Raw genomic sequence first — 13,704 nt, 5'->3', positions numbered from 1 at the left:
CACACAAAAAAGTCATATAGTATAGGCATAGAGTGACAAAGGGGAATAGAAAGATGTCAGTATTCAAAGCCTTCTTATACAGTATATCTGTGATCGTTTTCTTATCGTCATGCAGCAATAATACATATGATCCCATTCCTTCAGATATTTCATTGGCAGCAACCGTAAATATGAAAAGTATGTCTGTAACATTTATTGATGTAGAAAAACGTGAAATTGCAGCAGAATGGCAGCTTGAAAAACCTTATACAGGCGGAATTGTTTTTCCAGATGGCGATACTTTTTTATTGTATGGAAAAGAATTGGAAACGGCTGATTTGTTTTCTCTGAAAACAGGTGAAAAAATGACAAGCTGGGACACAGGAAAAGGAATTGTCAATGCTAAGGTAATAAATGATCAAAATGAAATCGCTCTTGTAAATCAAAACAATAGTTCAGTGCTTTTTTATGATTTAGATGGAGAGAAGCTTGCAGAAGCAGAAACAGAATCTTCACCGCTCTCGATTGCGGAAAACGAGGAAGATGGAGAATTATTTGTTTTAAGTTTTAAAAAAGAAACTTTATCTAGAGTGGATTTGAAAACGAAAAAAACAATCGGCGATTATCCTATCCATGGTGCTGCCTCTGGTGCACTTTTGTTAGAGGACGGAACTCAGCTTTGGTTAGGGGGACATGGTGAAGGAGCGACGATTGAAAAGGATATTCATGTGTATAATGCAAGTGACGGAGAGTTTATCAAAAAAATTCCCGCTCCTGTTATGCCAATAAACTTTCTGCAGAATCAGCAATCTATATTTGTTTTGAGCCACGGTTCAAATCAGCTCTATAAAATGGATCTTGATGGGAATATTATGGGGACAGTCAAAGTTGGAGCAAATCCTTTTGAATTGGCTTTAACGTCAGATCATACACTTCTTGTTGCCGGTTATGACAGCAATGACCTTTCATTTATCAATCCTGAAAATTTAGAGGAAGAAGATAAAGTTGAAGTTGGCAATGGCCCATTTAAAATTGTATTGAGGGAGAAGACAGAATGAGCAGCATTACCGTTTTAATCATTGATGATGAAGCTGATATGAGGCATTTAACCGAAATGTATCTTGCAAATTCAGGCTTTTTATGTGTTTCTGCCGGCAGCGGTACGGAAGCATATGAAGTGATGGAGAAGCGAAAAATTGACTTAATTATTCTTGATATCATGATGCCAGGTGAAGATGGCTATATGGTTTGTGCAAATTTAAGGAAAAAATATAATACCCCTATCATATTTCTATCCGCTAAAGGTGAAGAGTGGGATAAAGTTAAAGCGCTCCAATTAGGCGGAGACGATTATATCGTTAAACCGCTTAGTCCTGGAGAGCTCGTTGCTAGAATTCATGCAGTGTTAAGGAGAACTGGCCTCTCAAAACAGGAATCAGCTATTAACACGATCGGAAGAATCAGTTTAGATAAAAAAGCACGAAAAGTAATGGTTGATCAGCGAACGGTCAACCTTACTTTAAAAGAGTTTGAACTGCTGCTATTTTTTATGGATCACCGCAATCAGGCTCTTTCAAGAGAGCAGCTTCTTGAGCATGTTTGGGGAATAGACTATGAAGGCAGTTTGCGAACAGTAGATACACATGTAAAAACACTAAGGATGAAACTGCAGGAAGGCGATTATATCGAAACGGTTTGGGGAGTTGGGTATAAGCTAGAGGTTCCTTCTGCATGAAGCATTTAACAAATACACTGGCAAAAAAACTTTGGCTCACTGTTACAGCAGCCATTCTGATTACCATTCTATATTCCTATTTTCTTTCTTATTTATTCTATGAAAAACTTTATGTAGAGGATATTGAAGAATCTTTGTTTGAAGAAGGACTGGCCCTTGCTGAGGACTATGAAGGCGGACCTTTAACAACGGAGCTTAAGGAACAGGTAGAGTGGTATAACACGAAATCAGACTCTGAGATTTTTATTGTCAGTAATCCACGGGAATTAAGTGCTTGTTTGCCGTTTGATATTGATTACGAAACATTAATTGGCGAAGCTGAACGTGAAGAGCTGCTGCAGGGGAATGCAGTTTTTAAAGAAGGATTCGAGGAACGCTTTGATCGAAATATTATGGGTGTTATCATCCCGCTTCTTGATCAAGATCGTTTAGAAGGAATTATTTATATTTATTTGCCATTAGCCAAGATTACAGAAATCACACAAGACTTTGCTTACCTCTGGATGATTGCTTCCTTTCTATTTCTAATTGTAGCTTTAGGTACAGGTGCATGGCTGGTTAAAAGACTAACAAAGCCGCTATTAGATATGAAGCAGGCTGCCGATTCGGTTTCAAAAGGAAACTATGGTGTGCATCTGAACATTCAATCAAAGGATGAAATTGGGGAGCTTGCATTTGCTTTTAACCATATGGCTGATTCAATAAGACGTGAGGATGAAAGAAAGAGGGAGTTTCTTGCAAATGTTTCTCATGAATTAAGAACCCCTATTTCTTATGTCAAAGGTTATAGTGATGCATTAATGACAAATATGGTTACTTCTGAAGAAGATAGAATTAGATATTTACATTTAATTCATCGTGAGTCTGGAAGAATGGAAAGACTGGTTGGAGATTTATTAGATCTTTCGAAGCTGGAAACAGATGAATATCGATTAGAAAAGATGCCTCTGCCGCTTGCTCAATTAATTGAAGATGCACTTCAAAAATATGGGTCAACTCTTGAAGAAAAGAAATTATCTTTAATGAAGAATCTAGATCCTGACATTATTATTAATGGTGATGAAGGGCGAATAGAACAAGTGATTCAAAACATAATGGATAATGCTATTCGATATACAAATGAAGGTGGAATTTCAATTTCTTTATATGCTTCAAAAAATGGCTGCTGTATAGAAGTGACTGATACTGGATTAGGAATTCCTCAGGAAGACTTAGAAAAGGTAAAGCAGCGCTTTTATCGTGTCAATAAGGCTAGAACGCGGAGTGATGGTGGAACAGGACTGGGATTGGCTATTGCAGAGAAGCTTGTCCAGCTTCATGGCGGTGAACTGCTAATTTCGAGTAAAGTAAATGAAGGGACTACAGTAAAAGTGTTGCTGCCAGTCATCTGATAGAGAATGACACAAAGCTTGTCTTAAATAGGCAAGCTTTGTTACATATGTGTAATAAACGTAACGGCAGCTCTTGTCCTAAAAACCTGTCAATGCTCATTTCTTAGTATATAATTGGTATTCTCTTACGCTCATTGCCAATTTAGTATAATAGAACCTTAGAATAATTAACCAGAAGACTATAAGAAAAACATAGATGGCTATTAAGTTTTACTGATTGCTTCAAATGAAATTCATTGTTAATGATCTATCAATATACCTATTTGTTAAATCCTCCCTAAATTATTACGGTAAAACCCGTGGTATGATGATTCTGCAAGCAAGACAGCACAAAAAACTTTACAGATATCAGGGAGGAAACAATAGATGAATAAAAAAATGATTTTTTCAGTCGCAGCAGCAGCAACACTATTAATGTCAGCACCTGGAATCAATAAAGCAGATGCTGCTTCACCAGTACAAGCAAAAGTAGAAGCAAAGGTATATCACTATCAAGCTAGTAATGTGAATGTTGAACAGATTAATAGCATGCTTCAAAAATATATGAAAAACTACTATAATTTAGACTTGAATGCATTGCTGCAAAAAACAGCTATTCAGCAGCAAGCTAAACAAGAAACGGCAGTAAAAACACCAGTACAAACTGAAAAGCCAAAAACAGAAGCACCGGCAAAAGCACCAGTGCAAACTGAAAAGCCAAAAGCAGAAGCACCATCAAAAGCGCCAGTGCAAGCTCAAAAGCCAAAAACAGAAGCACCAGCAAAAGCACCAGTGCAAACTGAAAAACCGAAAGCTGAAACAACTGCTCCAGCAGCAAATACACAAACAAAAGCGCCAGCTCAATCAAACACAGCTACTCAAGCAAAATCTCAAGTATCTGCATACGAACAGCAAGTGCTTGATTTAACAAATGCTGAGCGTGCAAAGTATGGTGTGCCTGCTCTTAAGCTTGATACAGAATTGAGCAAGGTAGCACGTGAAAAGTCAAATGATATGAAAGCAAAAGGTTACTTTGACCATAATAGCCCAACATATGGTTCACCATTTGATATGATGAAGCAGTTTGGCATTACCTATAAAACTGCTGGTGAAAACATTGCTATGGGTCAGCGCTCACCTCAAGAAGTAGTAACTGCATGGATGAACAGTGAAGGACACCGTAAAAACATCTTAAATGCAAACTTCACACACCTGGGTGTAGGACATGTTGCAGATGGGAATTATTGGACTCAAATGTTTATCGGAAAATAATTTTGTGATAAAGAGAGCAGCCAGCTGGCTGCTCTTTATTTTTATTTGTAATCACTCATGCTTAGTAAATTCTATTTCAGAAAATTGAGCTTCAGCATTTTTAGGTAATTTTATTTCAAGAATGCCATCCTGATAATTGGCCTTTGATCCTTTTCGTTTTACAGCTGCTGGCAAAGTAATGGTTGTTTTGTCCTCAGAAGCAGGGATTGCCTCAATAATCATTTGATTTGATGTATGATATAACCTCATTTGATGAAGCCAGCCTTCATCTTCTATAAATACTTTTACATATACATCATCATGGGTTTCAAAGACGGATGTATTCAATTGTGCGGATTTCTGATCATTTTTAGACTCAGCATTTTCAGGATTAAGACCGCCGAAAATATCAGTGAAATTTGGCATACCATTTGATTGCTGGGGAAATACATTTCCCATTATATTATGAACATATTTATTAATTTCTTCCGGTTTCATTTTTTTAAAATCCTGGAAGTTATTTTTCATTTCTTTATTAAAAGGGAATAAGTTCCACGGAAACATCACAATCATCCTTTCAACAGAGCAAAACAATTAAATGGGTAAGAATGAATTCATGAATATATTGAGAAAACAATATTACGTTAACATAAAAGTTAGCATAAGTTATATACATGATAATCTATGCATTTGTACCACTTTTTGTACTTCTAATGCAGTGTTATTTTTTCATTTTAACGTTTTTGTTGCATATATGTATGGTACTAACTAGTATAATGATAATAGGTCTGTACAATAAAAAACAAAACGAGGTAATTATTTGTGGGAATAAGAACTGCTTTAATTACAGGAGGAGCAACTGGAATCGGTAAGATGACAGCATATAAACTCGCACAAGAGGGAATTAATCTCGTGATTAATTATCGTCACAGTCAGAAAGAAGCGGAAGAAATTTGTCAGCAATTAACAAAAGAATTTGGAACCAATAATATTTGCATCCGAGGAGATATAACGAAAACGGAAGACTGCGAATTTCTTATTGGCGAAGCTTTAAAAAAATGTGAATATATTGATATTATTATTCATAATGCCGGTCCCTACATACATGAGCGAAAAAGGATGACAGAATACACATTAGATGAATGGAGATATCTTGTAGACGGCAATTTAAATGCAGTGTTTTATTTATCAAAATTAGTCATTCCTAAAATGAGAGCTAAAAAATGGGGACGTATAATCACCATAGGATTTGACCGGGCTGAAGCTTCTTCAGGATGGATCTACAGATCGGCTTTCGCGGCGAGTAAATCGGCTGTTGCTTCATTAACAAAAACATTGGCAATGGAAGAAGCTCAATATGGAATAACTGCAAACATGATATCCCCTGGTGATATTGTGGGCGAATGGAAAGAGAAAGAGATTGAGAAAGCCATTCTTGTGAATGATAATAATACTCCTGTTGGAAGACCGGGAACGGGAGAAGACATTGCAAGATTAATTAGCTTTTTAGTTGAAGACAAGTCCAGTTTCATTACAGGAAGCATCATCCCAGTAACTGGGGGAAAAGATGTTTTAGGGAAAATACATAAATTATAGACAGAATAATCATATATTGCTTTTTCTCAGTTTTCTTTATGATCTTTCATTGTGTATAAATAAAGCTCGAGGCTAGGCCATAATGGCAAAAGTCATGTTTTCGACTTTCCTTCATATAGTATACGAATAAGTGAAAGAAGGAGAGAATGAGATGGCGTATTATGGATCAAAAGGCTGGTATATTGCAGAACTGAAAAAGAAAGGCATCCGCAAGCACCCGATTGAAGCAAAGAAGCTTGAGCATTACAAAACATTTGTAGTGCGCAAAATCTATTTAGATTCAATTTTTCAGCAGCGAGGGTAAATTTGAGCAGCAGAAAAAGCAGCCTAAGACGGTCGTCTCAGGCTGCTTTTTCTGCTTTATATTTATGCTTCTAACAAATGAGAGCTATCTTCAACAATGGCAGTATTTGTTCTCAGGACATGTAATGTATACAAGTCCTTTGGAATTTCGTACAAATTGTAAGTAGCTCCATTGGCATTTAATTGCTGTAATAATGATTTTCTTGATTCATTTGCTTTTACAACATAAGGCAGTTTTTCTGCGGCTTTCTGAGAACGAATATTTTCTACGCGTATTCTCATATAAATGGTTTCAATGCCTAATTCATAAAATAATTCCTCGAAAAAAGCATCTTTAGCCAATTTATTATAACCTTTTCCGTGATATTCTTTGCCAAGCCAAGTGCCTAAGAAACCAGCATTTTCTTGAATATCAAAAAGATTAATTGTGCCGATTGGAGAACCCCACTCATCAAGAATGGTGCGTGATATAAGTTCACCGCGTTCTTCAGCTTCAATCGTTTGTTTAGTTAAAAATAAAAATTCATCATCAGAGTATGCTTTTTGGCGCACGAAAGGGAAGACATCTGGATGCGTCATTAATTCGTACAAATCATGGCAATCTTGAAGATCGCGTTTCTTAAGCATGGGGGGTCCCTCCAAACTGAGGACAGTCCTTCTCCACGTCAAATAGAGAATCCGGTCCACCCTCGAAATTTTTTGTAAATGTTGCTAAAAAATTTCGGGGTGGGAATCGAACCCACTAGAACCAGTTATACTGGTGGCGCACCATTTGCCTTCCCTATATACTACTGCTTTTTATATACAAACAAAAATGTATTATTGCTCCCTTTTTAAGATCATCGTCTCTATATTTTCATTACTATCGTATAATACTAAAAAAAATAGAAAAAGGGAATAGATTTTTTTCTTATTTTTTTCATCATTTTTTGGCATATTTCTACATTGTTTATGCAGTTTGTTTTTGGCAAATTTGTGCTTTATTATATATAAACACGGTAGTGAAAACTTAATGATGAATGATTTCGCCGTTTATCATTGTCCAGATCGGTTTAGAAGAGAAATGGAAGGGATGAGAGCTCCATAATACAAGATCTGCATCTTTGTTCTGTTCAATGCTTCCAAGTTTATGGTCTATTTTCAAATTTCGTGCGGGAAGGATCGTTATTCCTTCTAAAGCTTTTTGCTCAGATAATCCTTCTCTAACTGCAACGGCAGCACAAACATTTAAGTATTGTATAGGTGTATAGGGATGATCTGTAGTTATGGATACCTCAACCTGCCGTTGTGCTAATTCTTGATAGGTATTCCATGTTTTATTTTTTAATTCAATTTTAGATTTTCTTGTTAAGGTCGGTCCAACAGAAACTTTTAAAGCACGATTTTTAAGCTCATCTGCTATTAAATGGCCTTCCGTACAATGTTCAATCCGTAAATCAAGGTTAAATTCTTCGGCAAAACGCAAGGCTGAAATAATATCATCTGCACGATGGGCATGCACCCTTACAGGGATCTCTCCTTTAAGAGCTTGAATGATAGGACGAAAACGGATATCTTCTGGATGATCTGTATAAAAAGCAGAATAAAAGGCTTCACGCAGCATACCCATTATGCCCATTCTTGTAATAGATTCTTTGTTTCCATGACTATGCATTCTTTTGGGGTTCTCACCTAAAGCAACCTTTAATCCTGCTGTTTCTTGAACGAGCATTTTTTGTATGTTTTTTCCATAAGTTTTAATAACTGAGGTTGTACCTCCGATAACGTTGGCGCTTCCTGGCATAATATGAACAGTTGTGATCCCATATTTAATTGCATCGGAAAATGCCGGATCTAATGGGTAGACACCATCCATAGCACGAATATGCGGAGTTAGCGGTTCGATTGTTTCATTTGCATCATTGCCTGCCCAGCCTGTTCCTTCATCATATAACCCTAAATGTGTGTGAACATCAATAAATCCGGGGAACAATGGACGTTTACCACATTCAATTACTGTACAATCCTCTGATATTGGAATACTTGGAGCAAGCTTGCTGATTATTCCATCAGAAACATACACATCTCCTAAAAATGGTGATCTAGTAATGGGATTAATATAAGCATCCTTCAGTAATATCTTTTTTGTCATTTTTTTCTCCCTTTTATGCAAAGAATGTACAATCGGCAGGTTTTGTAGAAGTGCTATGTTCATATATAACTTCTATTTACCTGCGTAAAAGAATGTTTAGCGTTCCCTCATTTACTTGCCAAGTTTTTTTATGATGAAAGTCTAATGATCAGCGATTATTCTTGAATAGGCTATAGATCAAAATACTCCAGTTATTTGAAGCAGGACGACTGTCACACCTAATATCCAAACATAAACGGCAAATACTTTTAACGATTTCTTTTTTAGAAAGTTAATCATCCAAACAACAGCAAAATAGCCAAACAGAGCGGATGACAGAGTAGCTATAAGTAAACTGCCAAGAGAAACAGCTTCTATATGTCCATTTACCATATCGCCAAACTTCATTACAATTCCGCCGGCAATAACCGGAATGGAAAGTAGAAAGGAAAAATAGGCGGCTGTTTCGCGATCAAGTTTCCGAAATAGCCCAGCAGCGATTGTCAGTCCGGAACGCGAAACAGCAGGAAATATAGCAGCTGCCTGAAAAGAACCAATAAAAATGGCATCGCCATATGACAGATCGTGCATTTGTTTCGATCCTTTTTTAACAGAGTCGGCCATCCATAAAATAAAGCCAGTAAAAATAAACTCCCATCCAATAGTTACACCAGTTTTTGAAATGCTCTCGAACAAGTCATTAAAAGTAAGTCCGATGATAACGGCAGGAATCGTACCGACGATGAGAAGCAGGGATAGCTTTCCAAATGGCTTTTTAATAATCTGGAGCAGTTCGTTTTTATAAACCACAATAACAGCTAATAACGTTCCAATATGAAGCATAGTATCTAAAAAAAGTCCAGCTTCGTCTAAGCCAAATAAATGTCTTCCTATATAGAGGTGCCCTGTACTTGATATTGGAATAAATTCAGTTAATCCTTGGATAATTCCTAATATAAAAGCCTCAATTTTCGATAACAAAACCATCACCCTTTGAAAGATATAATATAGTGTTTTAAAATATAGCCTAAGGAATTACAGCCTTGTTTCATTTTATTCAGGTTGTCCAAATCAAGAACTCTAAAAAATTGAATGAAACTTTTAGAGAGCGGGTACGTAAAATAAGATAAGAAGAAAATAATTATTAAATGAATAGGAGCGCTAAAATGAATTTAGATAAAATGGGAAGTCCTTCTCAAGACGAGCGGTTAATCGCAGCCGCCATTTATGTGACGAGCTTTTTTTCAGCCTTTCTTGGACCGCTGATTATTTGGCTTTTAAAGAAGGATTCTTCTTCGTTCGTTGATCACCATGGAAGAGAGTATTTGAACTTCTTTATTTCTTACAGTGTTTATTCCATTATTAGTGTTGTATTAATGATCGTATTAATTGGATTTGTAACCATTTGGATAATCGGTGTCTTAGCTTTTGTTTTCACCATTATCGCTGCCATCAAGGCATTTGAAGGAAAAGGATACCGCATCCCATTAGTGTTTCGAATTTTATAATGCGTAGCAGCCCCGGAGGAGATTCCTTCCGGGGCTTTTTCTTTTTTTAGAAGTTTTTGTACGTTTGGGAAGATTTTTTGAACGATTTCTGAACTTATTCGTCTTATCTGTAATGAAGGTGTTTCAGCCAATAGGAGGTTCAGGCTGCTTTTCATTTTTACTGCTTAAGATGGCGAATAAGCCGCGAAAGTAAAAAATATGAACTGGGAGGAACTGCATGGAAGTTTTAAATGAAATCAATTGGGAGTTACTGCTGCCATTTTTTATTTTACAAGGTATTCTTTTAATCCTTGCCCTAATTGATATTTTCAGGAATAAACAACTAAATGGCCCTAAATGGATGTGGATTCTTATTGTTCTTGTTGGAAATATTTTAGGTTCCATTCTTTATTTTGTAATTGGAAGGAGGCAAAATAGATGATTACATTGAGAGCTGAAAACTTAAAGAAGAAGTATTTAAAAAAGGAAGTTATTAAAGGTATTCATTTTGATCTTCCGGCGAATACATGTATTGCTTTATTAGGGGCAAATGGCGCAGGGAAAACGACCATTCTCCAAATGCTGGCTGGAATCATTCACCCAACTGAAGGGCAAATAATTGTAAATGGATCAGCATCTATAAAAAAACGAAGAACTGCCATAGGGTATTTACCTCAAAATCCAGCCTTCTTTGATTGGATGACAGGTTTGGAATACCTCATATACTCTACTAGATTAACAGGTGCAACCAAAAAGGCTGCTTACGATAGAGCGCTAAGTTTACTTGAAATCGTAGGTCTTGGTGATGCGGGCAACAACAGAATAGCTCAATATTCAGGAGGAATGCGCCAAAGATTAGGAATCGCACAAGCGATTACGCATCAGCCGGATATATTGCTGCTCGATGAGCCGGTTTCCGCACTGGATCCGGTTGGAAGAAGAGAGGTTCTCACCTTATTTCAGCAGCTGAAAAAACATACAACTGTGTTTTATTCTACACATATATTACATGATGCCGAGGAAGTCAGTGATGAAATTATCTTCCTTGATAGAGGGCAGATTGTAGAGGGAGGGTCACTGCAGTCTTTAAAGAAGAAATATAAAAAAAATAAACTATCAATTGTGTTTGAGGAAGATATGCAGGTTGTTATGGCCCAATTACAATCTGCATTTCCATTCTTTAAAATGGAAAGTGAAGGACAAATGATTCATATTTTTTCAGAGGATTGTTATGCAGCACAGCAATTATTAATGAAGGAAGTATTAGCAAGAAATTGGCGGACGCTTAAATTGGAAATAAGCAGCACTAGTTTGGAAGAAATGTTTTTAAAGGTGGCTGATCAAAAGTGAAACAATGGCGATTATTTGCAGAAAAAGAATGGCTTGAAATGTGGAGAAGCTATAAATGGGTTTGGATGCCGATTGTATTTATTTTGATTGGTGTACAGCAGCCCCTATCACTCTATTTTTTGCCAGATATTATTAATTCTGCTGGAAATCTACCTGAGGGAACAGTGATCGAAATTCCGACACCCTCTGCTGAGGAAGTGTTTGCAGCTTCCATTGGCCAGTACAATACTCTTGGCATCTTAACAATTGTTCTGGCTTTTATGGGGATGATATCAGCTGAAATGAAGAATGGAAGCGCGGGGATGATCCTGGCAAAACCTGTTTCGAGATCATCATATATTTTAGCGAAATGGTTTAGTTCAGCATTGCTATTATTATGTTCAATTTTGTGCGGTTATTTTGCCACATGGTATTATACAGGAAATTTATTTGCTTTTATTCCGCTTAAGGATTTTATTGAGTCGCTCTCTTTATATAGCTTATGGCTGCTATTTATTTTATCAATGCTTCTGTTTTTTAATAGTATTTTTAAATCTCAGGGCATGATTGCGTTTATTGTCTTTGCTATAGTGATTCTCATAAGTATGGTGAGCAGTGTGATTCCTGAAGGGTTATCCTGGAATCCATCTTTATTAAGCTCCTATTCTGGCTTAGTCCTGGAAAATGAACCATTTCCCAGCGGTTTTTACAGCGTTTTAACTATTACTGTTATTAGTATCTTAGTTTTTATAAGTTCTTCGATATTTATCTTTTCAAAGAGAGAACTTGTGTAAGCATGGTAGAAATGCAATCGTTCAAACGGCAGTAGAATTTTATTTTTATATAATTTTTAGTGGATTCTATCATGAAAATAAAAGGCTCATAATAGACTTACTAGAGTAGGAGATTGATAAGTCCAAAATAGTAGGTGAGTAAATTGAACATGCATATGTATTATAAACAAAAAGCGATTATCGCATTAAATGCAGGAATAGCTGCGCTGATTCCGCCGGTATATTTTACCGTGTATGGTCTGATTGATCCGCTTCATAGATACTTCGTATGGCTATTATGTCCATTTCTGGTTTATAGCTTTATTTGTTATTATGTATTTGTCTTAAACAAGAAAAGAAGTGAGGAAACAAAGAGTGTTATGGGAGAAGCAGCTGTCAGCCTTGAACAGGATGTTACCTCAATCGAAAAGCTATTAATTACGTTTTTGCCTTCGCCTAATTTGCATATGCAGCTATATGATCATAATGGATTTTTGGCAGGGGAGCTAAGAGATATAAATCAGAAAGCGGTTCGATGGTTTATGCCTTATTTTGCAGAAAAATTATTGACTAAAACGTATGGTCTATATGATCATAGCGGCAGGCTGAATGCTACGATCCTTATAAAGAAAAATACAATTGAACTGATTGGATTAAATGAAAAGGCAGTATTGCATTTTAAAGACCAGAGGAGTAAAGGATTCATTGAGTTTCTGGATTATGAACGCTCTAAAAGTTATTATCTTGAGCATGCTCTGTTTCGAATGGATGCTAAAATATTTATTAACTCTTCATCTGAAGCAGTTGTATTGCAAAAAGGATATATGCCGCTTTCATATCAATCATTTTTTAAAGACGCAAATACACCGCTATTAACCTTTCATAAAGAACTTAGCCACATAGAAAAATTAAGTGTTTTAGCTATTCTCGCTGACTATTTGTCTACAGTAGAACATTAAGGCTTTCCATCTATGGCCAGCATGATTCTTCACTTTTTTAAAATTTTGTGAAAACATATACGAGTGCTATAAACAGTGATATAATTGGCTTTGCATGAGGTGATAAGAGTGAAAAAGTTAGTGATCATTGTTATTGCAGTACTCGCTGTGATGTTCATAATAGATGTAACGATCTTAAAAGACAAAGGAATTATGCCAATTTCTTTTGGCGTAGAAAAATATGAAAAAATTGAAAATGTGGATGATTTAAATATGGGTTTAGAAGTAGGAGAGCTAGCCCCAGAAATTGACCTGCTTGATATGGAGGGCAACACTCAGAAGCTTAGTGAGCTGCGCGGGAAAAAAGTACTTTTAAATTTTTGGGCGAGCTGGTGCGGACCCTGTGAAATCGAGATGCCGCATATGGAAAAGCTGTATCAGAAATATAAAGATGAAGGATTTGCCGTTTTTGCAGTTAATATGAGTCAAAGTGAGCGAAACGATGATGATGCTGAAAAATTCGTGAAAAGGCATGAACTGACTTTTCCGATCCCTATGGATAGAGACGGAGTCGTAAGCAGGGATTATGATGTGGTTGGCTATCCGACATCCTATTTTATTGATTCAGATGGCGTAATCCGCCATATCGTTTTAGGTACCCTTGATGAAGAATATTTGGAGAATCAAATTTTAAAACTTCCATAAAAATATTAGAGGGCTATTAAGCCGGTCATGAAAAGAAGTGCCCGTCAGCAGAGAAAACAGAGTCTGGAGGGAACTAAGGCATCGCGAAAGTGCCTGTCAGCAGAAAAAACAGAGCCTAAAGGGAACTA

General features: G+C 36.5%; 16 protein-coding genes. 12 read left to right on the top strand and 4 right to left on the bottom strand.

The window, feature by feature from the left end; genetic code table 11:
- Window positions 1-53 precede the first annotated feature (53 nt).
- From F7732_RS05430 to F7732_RS05415, 4 genes are all read left to right on the top strand, one after another.
- Window positions 54-1,037 (top strand): YncE family protein, encoded by a 984-nt coding sequence (locus tag F7732_RS05430; protein ID WP_151572843.1) that lies wholly within the window; start codon window positions 54-56, stop codon window positions 1,035-1,037.
- Window positions 1,034-1,714, top strand: a complete 681-nt coding sequence (locus tag F7732_RS05425) for a response regulator transcription factor (protein ID WP_066444632.1) — start codon at window positions 1,034-1,036, stop codon at window positions 1,712-1,714. The genes F7732_RS05430 and F7732_RS05425 overlap by 4 nt, the downstream gene beginning before the upstream one ends.
- Window positions 1,711-3,105 carry a sensor histidine kinase gene (locus tag F7732_RS05420; protein WP_151572841.1) on the top strand — a complete coding sequence of 465 codons (1,395 nt, stop codon included), beginning with the start codon at window positions 1,711-1,713 and terminating at the stop codon, window positions 3,103-3,105. Before F7732_RS05425 ends, F7732_RS05420 begins: the two co-directional genes overlap by 4 nt.
- A 366-nt stretch (window positions 3,106-3,471) precedes the next feature.
- Complete coding sequence (locus tag F7732_RS05415; protein ID WP_151572839.1) at window positions 3,472-4,356, top strand: CAP domain-containing protein; 885 nt, start codon at window positions 3,472-3,474, stop codon at window positions 4,354-4,356.
- Between the two features lie 51 nt (window positions 4,357-4,407).
- On the opposite strand, the gene F7732_RS05410 is transcribed toward F7732_RS05415, so the two are convergent.
- Window positions 4,408-4,899 (bottom strand): Hsp20/alpha crystallin family protein, encoded by a 492-nt coding sequence (locus tag F7732_RS05410; protein WP_151572837.1) that lies wholly within the window; start codon window positions 4,897-4,899, stop codon window positions 4,408-4,410.
- A 258-nt stretch (window positions 4,900-5,157) separates the two neighbouring features.
- Here F7732_RS05410 and F7732_RS05405 point away from each other — a divergent pair, with 258 nt between their 5' ends.
- Together F7732_RS05405 and F7732_RS05400 are read left to right on the top strand one after the other, a co-directional pair.
- Window positions 5,158-5,931: an SDR family oxidoreductase gene (locus F7732_RS05405; protein WP_151572835.1), complete on the top strand. Its 774-nt coding sequence runs from the start codon at window positions 5,158-5,160 to the stop codon at window positions 5,929-5,931.
- Between the two features lie 151 nt (window positions 5,932-6,082).
- A complete protein-coding gene (locus tag F7732_RS05400) occupies window positions 6,083-6,235 on the top strand; it encodes a DUF2639 domain-containing protein (protein ID WP_151572833.1) in 153 nt (50 codons plus the stop codon).
- 62 nt (window positions 6,236-6,297) lie between these two features.
- On the opposite strand, the gene F7732_RS05395 is transcribed toward F7732_RS05400, so the two are convergent.
- The 3 genes from F7732_RS05395 to F7732_RS05385 all read right to left on the bottom strand — a co-directional run bounded on the left by F7732_RS05395 (window position 6,298) and on the right by F7732_RS05385 (window position 9,331).
- Window positions 6,298-6,861, bottom strand: a complete 564-nt coding sequence (locus F7732_RS05395) for a GNAT family N-acetyltransferase (protein ID WP_151572831.1) — start codon at window positions 6,859-6,861, stop codon at window positions 6,298-6,300.
- A 382-nt stretch (window positions 6,862-7,243) separates the two neighbouring features.
- Entirely contained in the window at window positions 7,244-8,365 is a 1,122-nt protein-coding gene (locus F7732_RS05390; protein ID WP_151572829.1) for an amidohydrolase, read from the bottom strand.
- A gap of 177 nt (window positions 8,366-8,542) precedes the next feature.
- A complete protein-coding gene (locus F7732_RS05385) occupies window positions 8,543-9,331 on the bottom strand; it encodes an undecaprenyl-diphosphate phosphatase (RefSeq protein WP_066444648.1) in 789 nt (262 codons plus the stop codon).
- Between the two features lie 179 nt (window positions 9,332-9,510).
- On the opposite strand from F7732_RS05385, the gene F7732_RS05380 reads away from it, so the two are divergent.
- The 6 genes from F7732_RS05380 (at window position 9,511) to F7732_RS05355 (ending at window position 13,576) form a co-directional block, all read left to right on the top strand.
- The gene (locus tag F7732_RS05380) at window positions 9,511-9,852 is read left to right on the top strand and encodes a DUF4870 domain-containing protein (protein WP_066444651.1); all 342 of its coding nucleotides are present in this window, start codon (window positions 9,511-9,513) and stop codon (window positions 9,850-9,852) included.
- 217 nt (window positions 9,853-10,069) lie between these two features.
- Window positions 10,070-10,273, top strand: a complete 204-nt coding sequence (locus tag F7732_RS05375; protein ID WP_151572827.1) for a PLD nuclease N-terminal domain-containing protein — start codon at window positions 10,070-10,072, stop codon at window positions 10,271-10,273.
- Window positions 10,270-11,181 carry an ABC transporter ATP-binding protein gene (locus F7732_RS05370; protein WP_151572825.1) on the top strand — a complete coding sequence of 304 codons (912 nt, stop codon included), beginning with the start codon at window positions 10,270-10,272 and terminating at the stop codon, window positions 11,179-11,181. The genes F7732_RS05375 and F7732_RS05370 overlap by 4 nt, the downstream gene beginning before the upstream one ends.
- Window positions 11,178-11,954 carry an ABC transporter permease gene (locus F7732_RS05365; RefSeq protein WP_240056545.1) on the top strand — a complete coding sequence of 259 codons (777 nt, stop codon included), beginning with the start codon at window positions 11,178-11,180 and terminating at the stop codon, window positions 11,952-11,954. The genes F7732_RS05370 and F7732_RS05365 overlap by 4 nt, the downstream gene beginning before the upstream one ends.
- Window positions 11,955-12,097: 143 nt before the next feature.
- Complete coding sequence (locus F7732_RS05360) at window positions 12,098-12,892, top strand: hypothetical protein (protein WP_151572823.1); 795 nt, start codon at window positions 12,098-12,100, stop codon at window positions 12,890-12,892.
- A 108-nt stretch (window positions 12,893-13,000) separates the two neighbouring features.
- On the top strand, window positions 13,001-13,576 hold the full coding sequence (locus F7732_RS05355; RefSeq protein ID WP_240056544.1) for a TlpA disulfide reductase family protein: 576 nt from the start codon (window positions 13,001-13,003) through the stop codon (window positions 13,574-13,576).
- The last annotated feature ends 128 nt before the right edge of the window (window positions 13,577-13,704 follow it).

The organism is Bacillus mesophilum (assembly GCF_008923265.1).
Classification (GTDB): domain Bacteria; phylum Bacillota; class Bacilli; order Bacillales; family Cytobacillaceae; genus Cytobacillus; species Cytobacillus mesophilum.
This window is presented reverse-complemented; position numbering and strand designations above follow the sequence as displayed.